The following is a 6,382-nucleotide window of genomic DNA, read 5'->3' on the forward strand; positions in this document are numbered from 1 at the left end:
CTCCCGCACGGCGGCCTCGATGGCCGGGAAGTCCATGTGGACAGCGCGGTTCTCGGCCGAGCCGAGGTACTCGAACGGTCCGGAGTCCGCCAGCGTCCGCATCGGCACGCCGATGAGCTTGAGGTTGCGGTACGCGCCCTTGTCGAGCATCGACACCGCGTGCCGGACGCCGTGGCGCCGGCCCATGACCAGGAAGGTGCGGTAGATCATCGTGCTGACCAGCAGCGCCGACCGGCGGCCGCGGTACTGCGGGAGGACCGCGAGGGTGGCGCAGTCCCACACCTTCTCACCGTTCATACCGTGCGCGGCCAGGATGGTGGCGACGTCCGCGCCGACGTGCGGCGGGGCGTCGTCGACGGTCTTGACCCCGGCGCCGTGGCTCTCGATCATGCGGGCCACGCCGGCCGGCACGCCGCGCCTACGGTCGATGACCACGAAGAACAGGCTGCGCGCCTCGTACGGGCCGTACTCGGCTGCCATCACCGTGGCGTCGTTACCGAAGGTCTCGGAGAAGACCTGGCGTTCCAGGGCCCGGCCGACCCCGGCCAGGTCGCTGTCCGGCCCGACGACCGCCGTCACGAACCGGCCGCTCGTGGGGTGCGCGGCCAGGAACTCGGCGGTGATGCGCCGCACCGCGGCCGGGTCGAGGTCGTAGCGGGCGGTCGTGGTCGGGCCCATGCTCAGAACTCCTTGGCGACGAGCTCGGTGGTCCGGAAGTACTCCTTGGTGAAGTCGATGACCGTCTGCGGGTCGAAGGCCTTGCAGGTGTAGATGTCCACGCTGAAGAACGAGATCGGGCGCTCCCACGAGTAGAAGTGCGCGCCGGAGGTCTCCCAGTGGATCCAGCCGGCCCAGCCGTACAGGTCGCTGACGTGGGTGACCGGCTCGATGATCGTGATCATGTCGGTCACGTCCGAGAGCTTCTTCAAGTAGTCCTTGATGTGCTCATCGGTGATCACGAACGTCGGGTACCCCTCGACGACCATGCGCTGGCGGGTGATGGTCGGGGCGAGGTCCTTGAAATCCAGCATGTCGGCGGTGCCTTCCGGGTGCGGGGGGATCGGGAGCGGGGCGGTGGCGGTGCGGGTCACCACGAGGGAGCCGTGCTGGGCCGCGGCCGCACCGGCGGCTTGGGAGCGCGGTCCTTCACCGACTGTGACCGCATGTCATCACTCTTGGTGGTGGCCTGAGTCGCGGAGAGCGGCATGTCGGTTCCTTCGGGGTGACAGTTGCGCAGCGTGTGGGGCTTTTGGGGGAGAAGCCTGACTCGCTCGCTTCTGTCACCAAATCTACCGCAGCGCTACGCAGGGTCAACTGACCACTGAGCTGCGGTGCCGCTGACCGGGCGGCCATCACCGCCTGCCCGAACGTGCGGGGTCACGGCACAGGGACCCCAACAGGTCTATCTCGCCTCACAGGATTCGCCCAGCAGCACGGAAGCGGGCAGTGTCCGGACGGAAGACCCGAAAGCTGGGTGCGGCGGCCCTGACCAGCAGAGACAGCTCGGAACCACCGATGTCCGAATAGTCGCAGTGGTACGGATCACTCGCAATATCGTCACTCTGCGTGCTTTCCGGGGTGCAGCCCGGTTATATCTGGCGCCACCGGGTGCCGACACCACGCAATGTAGTCAGTCGGCGGCTCAGCATGACGCGCTGTCCGGCGGATATCCGGTGGTCAGGCCGGCGACGCCTGGCCATACTCGCCGGGTGCGCTCTCCCGAGGCGGTCGGCACCCTGCAGTGGCTGGCGGGGCACGGGGTCACTCCCCTGGGCCCGGGCCGCTGGCTCGAGACGGATTCGTCCGGAGACCGGGAGCTGACCGACAACGAGCTGGCCCACGAATGGGCCGACGGTGTCCTCTCCGACGACGAGCCGGCCCCGCTGGACCGGCTGCGGAACGGGCTCGGCCTGCTCGATCTGGTCGACGAGTACTGGGTGACCTTCGAGTTGAACGTCTTCCTGGCCGAGCAGGACGACCCGGCGGTCACCGCGGCCTTCTGGGCCGGCTACCGGCAGCGCCTGGAGAGGACCGAGCCGCTCGCCCAGGTGCCGTACTCGCTGTGGGTCGACTGGTTCGAGGACCGCGCGACCGTCGACGTCGCCTTCGCCGCCGTCATCGGCGACGACGTCCGCGAGCTGCGGGAGCAGGGACGGCTGCGCGAGCTCGCTGCCGGACCGCTGCACCGCCGGGCGGCCATGGTCCTGGGCCATTCCGGGCCGGTGCCGTGGGACCGCAAACACGACGTGCTGCAGGCCGTCGCGACCGTGCCGGAGCTGGCGCCGGCGGTGCTCCAGGCCCTGCTGGGCGGTTACCACGACAGCTACGGCGACCTGGAACCGGACGCGGCGCTCGCCCTGCTCAACGGCCTGGACCTGCCGCCGGACACCGAAGACCTCGCAACACTGCGCGCGGTGCTGACCGCCGGAGGCCGCAGACACCGCGACGATCGCGACCTGTGGGACAGGGTCCAGCCGGGTTGAGCGGAGACAGACATGGCGGAGCGCGTCCTCGTGGGACGGGCTCCGCCATGGACGGTCTCTCGGTACTGATCCGCCGGTGATGGTGGCGGGCCCCGGAGACCGGGCGTTATGTGACCGACGCTAGGCCAGGTCGATCATGAGCGGCGAGCCGGGCCCGGTGTTCGTGACCCGCCTCTCACACTCTCAGTAGGCGAGTTCGGTGCGCAGGTCGTGGGCGCCGTCCTGGCGGGTCGCCTCGTAGTAGATGCGCTGGCGGCCGTCGGGCATCGTCACCAGGCTCAGGTAGCGCAGGCCGTTGGGGGCGTACGGGCTGCCCACCGGCTCGCCGTCCTCCGCGGTCAGCTCGCCGAAGCTGCCGTCGGGCAGGCGCACACCGCGGGCCGTGCCGGTGCGCTCCTCCCAGTTCTCCCCCGCGGTGGCCCGGCCGTCGTACGCCGCCACGATGGTGTCGCCGTCGACGGACACCGACGAGACGCGCACGCCGCGCGCGTCCCACCGGCCCGCGCGACCGGCCAGCGCCGTGCCCCGCCAGGTCCAGTGCACCCCGTCGGGGCTGGTCGCGTATTCCGTGGTCATCCGGTCGGCGTCGTCCCACGACTCGAGCGGGTGCACCGACGCCCAGAGGTGCCAGCCGGACTCGTCGTGGTGCAGCACCGGGTCCTTGACGCCGACCGTCTCGTCGCCGGCCAGCACAGTGCGCGGGGTGGCCGTGGCCAGCCCTTCCGGGGTGTCGGCCTCGAGCAGGTCGACCCGCCAGTGCTTGGTGCCGGGCGTGGCGGCACTGACGTAGAGCCGCCACCGGCCCTGCGGGGTGCGGACCAGCGCCGGGCGCTCCAGCGACTCGGCGCCGAATGCGTCCTTGCCCACCTCGGCCACGACCGTGAAGTGCAGGCCGTCGGCCGAGCGGGCGACGACGTTGGAGATCCCCCGGCCCTCACCGATCGGAAGGCGCAACCTGTACGCCAGGTAGACCTCACCGTCCGCGACGATCGAGGACGGCGCGCCGGCCCACGCTCCCGGCTCGTCACCGGGCGGCTCCACCACCACCGTGGCGTCTTCCCAGCGAGGCAACGGCAGGGCTTGAGTTCCGATGGACAAGGCGGCTCCGTTTCGTGGCGTCAGCGACACAGCGAAGAGTATCGGGTCAAGTTTGCATCATCTATGGGGAAGATAGGGATTCCCCGGCAGGTTACCGGGTGCGGGCGTGTCGGTCCACGGAGAGCCAGTCGTCGTAGCTCTCGCCCGTCACGTCCTGCAGCAGCGCTATGTCGTCAACGAACAAGGGCAGCAGCGCGGCACGCTCCTGCGGGGTGGTCACCGGCCGGGCGCCCTGCTTGCGGTGCAGCACAGTCAGGATCGGGCCGCGGGCGGCCAGGCGCAGCGGTACGGGGAACCGGTGGCCGAACTGCCCGCCGGCCCGCAGCAGTCCGCGCAGCACCCGGTTGACGCCGTTGTCCTCGACGACGTGGCGGTTCACGTTCTCCCGGGGGATCTCGAGCAGCACGCCGGTCGGCACGCCGAGGAAGTCGCAGACCCGGTCCAGGGTGGCGGCGGGCGCGTCCTTGAGCTCGCGGTACCGCAGCAGCAGGACCTGCTCACGCGGGAACACCTTGTAGAGGTGCTGCACCTGGCGGCCGTAGAGCCCGAGGCTGATGTAGTGCCAGAAGTCGGCCCAGCCGTCCGCCTTGCGCTGCTCCTCGGCCCGGCAGGCGGTGAGGAAGTCGGCCTCCGGCTCCAGGCCCGCGTTCCACAGGTGGGTCCAGTTGGAGTGGGCCCGGTCCACCGGGTCGCGCAGCAGCAGGATCAGCTTGGCGTCCGGGACCAGGGCCTGGATGCGGTCGTGGGCGTCCAGGTCGTACAGGTAGAAGGGGGTGGCCTCGCCCCGCAGCGTGCCCGGCGGCGCGGGCGCGAACAGCGCCTCGTAGTCGGCGCGGCGCCACACGTGCTCCTGGTAGGTCTGCACGTCGCCCGGCCCGCCGAGCCTGGGCGGCGGCCCGTCGGAGAGGAAGAACTTCGGCTCCTTGACCCTGGACAGGTAGAGCTGAGGATGCCGGACCAGCGCGGCGTGCAGGGCCGTGGTGCCCGCTTTGGGGACGCCGGCGATCAGGAAGTCCGGGAGCGGCATAGGGGCTACCTCCTCGTACGGTGCGGCGGCGCCACCCGGCGAGGTGTGCGGCGCCCCGCGAAAGTAGAAGTTAGCCTACAGAAACAGTAGGTTTTCGCGACCCGGTGTCCACACCGTGAGCAGGGTAGGTACCCGCCTGCGGCGCGACCACTCCCCGCGGCGCTCCCGGATCCCAGGTCAGGCGCGCCGGTGCCACCAGCGACGACGGCGGTAGCGCGGGCACACCTCGGGGCCGCAGAAGGTGCATTCGGTGCCGGCGCGATGGTGCTCGTGGGCGGATCGCTGATGGCCGCAGACACACAGCGCGTCGGTCGCCGTCACCGGGTCACCCACGGTGTCGACGACCGTGCGGTACGGCGCGGAGCCGGCTCGGACGTCACCGGGACAACTTATCCATCGACCGCCCCGGGCACCGCCCCGGCCCAGATCTAACCCGTTTGCACCCGAGGAACTACAGCGCGTCACATTACCGAGAGTGATTCGGATCACTCGGCGTTATCCGACATTTGGACTATGCCCCATTCGCTGCCGCGGATCCATCGAATGGCCCGCAATGGCGCCGGAACGCCTCTCTCCGGCCGCCACTACCTCAGTGTCCGTTACTGGTTGTGACGACTGGGGCTTGCGTACGATCTTGTTGCCCATGTGAATAACCCCAGGTCATTCGATTGGTCAGGGTTCACCGCACGGGCATCGTCACCCTGGCCCTTTGGTTAGTTGACGCTACGTAGCGTGTTGCTAGATTTGGCGGCAGAAGCGAGCGACCTGCGTTTCCCTCCCCGGAAACCGCCGATTACGTCGCAACTGCCGCCCCCGAAGGGACCGACATGCAGCTTTCCACGACCTCGGGAAACACGCCGAGTAACGGGCAGCCGTCACCGACCGTAAGCGTCGTGATTCCGACCTTGAACGAGGAGCGGAACCTGCCGCACGTGTTCGCCAAACTGCCCGACGGCATCGACGAGGTGATCGTGGTCGACGGCGGATCCCGGGACCGCACGGTCGCCGTGGCCCGCGAGCTGCGCCCGGACGTGGTGATCGTGCAGCAGACCCGTACCGGTAAGGGCAACGCCCTGGCCTGCGGCTTCGCCGCCTGCACGGGCGACATCATCGTGATGATCGACGCCGACGGCTCGACCGACCCGGCCGAGATCCCGAGCTTCGTCGCCGAGCTGGTGGCCGGCGCCGACTTCGTCAAGGGCTCGCGCTTCGACAAGGGCGGGCACAGCCACGACATCACCAAGCTGCGCAAGCTCGGCAACGACGGCCTCAACCTGGTGGTGAACGTCCTGTTCAAGACCCGGTTCACCGACCTCTGCTACGGCTACAACGCCTTCTGGCGCCGGGTCGTGCCGACCCTGGCCCTGCCCGACCCGGCCCTGCCGCGGCCCACCGACGGCAGCAAGCTCTGGGGCGACGGGTTCGAGATCGAAACCATGATCAACATCCGGGCCGCCGCCGACGGGATGAAGGTCGGCGAGGTCGGCAGCGTCGAGCACGCCCGCATCCACGGCCAGAGCAACCTGAACACCTTCCGGGACGGCTTCCGGGTGCTGCGCACCATCTTCAGCGAGTACGGCCGGATGCGCCGTCAGCGCCGCAACGGCAGCCAGGGCACCGGCGTCATCCTGCACCAGCACCCGACCGCCACCCCGGCCGGCACCGCCCCGATGCGCGCGCTGAACAAGGTCGTCAACCGCCCGCCGGTCGCCGGCGTCGCCCCGGCCGGCGACCCCCGCCAGCACGTCGCGCACCTCAACCGGGGCCTGCGCCG

At 69.9% G+C, this 6,382-nt stretch carries 6 protein-coding genes; 2 read left to right on the forward strand and 4 right to left on the reverse strand.

Going from position 1 to position 6,382, the window contains the following annotated elements; translation table 11 throughout:
• The coding region (locus AB0C29_RS28030) for a hypothetical protein (protein ID WP_360826020.1) at nucleotides 1-678 on the reverse strand (678 nt) is incomplete at its 3' end.
• A 2-nt stretch (nucleotides 679-680) separates the two neighbouring features.
• On the reverse strand, nucleotides 681-1,094 hold the full coding sequence (locus tag AB0C29_RS28035; RefSeq protein WP_360826023.1) for an S-adenosylmethionine decarboxylase: 414 nt from the start codon (nucleotides 1,092-1,094) through the stop codon (nucleotides 681-683).
• Between the two features lie 615 nt (nucleotides 1,095-1,709).
• Between AB0C29_RS28035 and AB0C29_RS28040 the strand changes: the two genes are divergently transcribed.
• A complete protein-coding gene (locus AB0C29_RS28040; RefSeq protein WP_360826026.1) occupies nucleotides 1,710-2,483 on the forward strand; it encodes a hypothetical protein in 774 nt (257 codons plus the stop codon).
• 183 nt (nucleotides 2,484-2,666) lie between these two features.
• Here the strand turns inward: AB0C29_RS28040 and AB0C29_RS28045 are convergent, their stop codons facing one another.
• Nucleotides 2,667-3,581, reverse strand: coding sequence for a hypothetical protein (locus AB0C29_RS28045; RefSeq protein ID WP_360826029.1), 915 nt, complete (start codon nucleotides 3,579-3,581; stop codon nucleotides 2,667-2,669).
• Between the two features lie 91 nt (nucleotides 3,582-3,672).
• The gene (locus tag AB0C29_RS28050; RefSeq protein ID WP_360826031.1) at nucleotides 3,673-4,608 is read right to left on the reverse strand and encodes a sulfotransferase; all 936 of its coding nucleotides are present in this window, start codon (nucleotides 4,606-4,608) and stop codon (nucleotides 3,673-3,675) included.
• Nucleotides 4,609-5,501: 893 nt separating this feature from the next.
• Here AB0C29_RS28050 and AB0C29_RS28055 point away from each other — a divergent pair.
• Nucleotides 5,502-6,382: glycosyltransferase family 2 protein (locus tag AB0C29_RS28055; RefSeq protein ID WP_360826034.1), on the forward strand; the 881-nt coding region annotated here is incomplete at its 3' end.

The organism is Actinoplanes sp. NPDC048791 (assembly GCF_040650095.1).
In the GTDB taxonomy this organism is placed as follows: Bacteria; Actinomycetota; Actinomycetes; order Mycobacteriales; family Micromonosporaceae; genus Actinoplanes.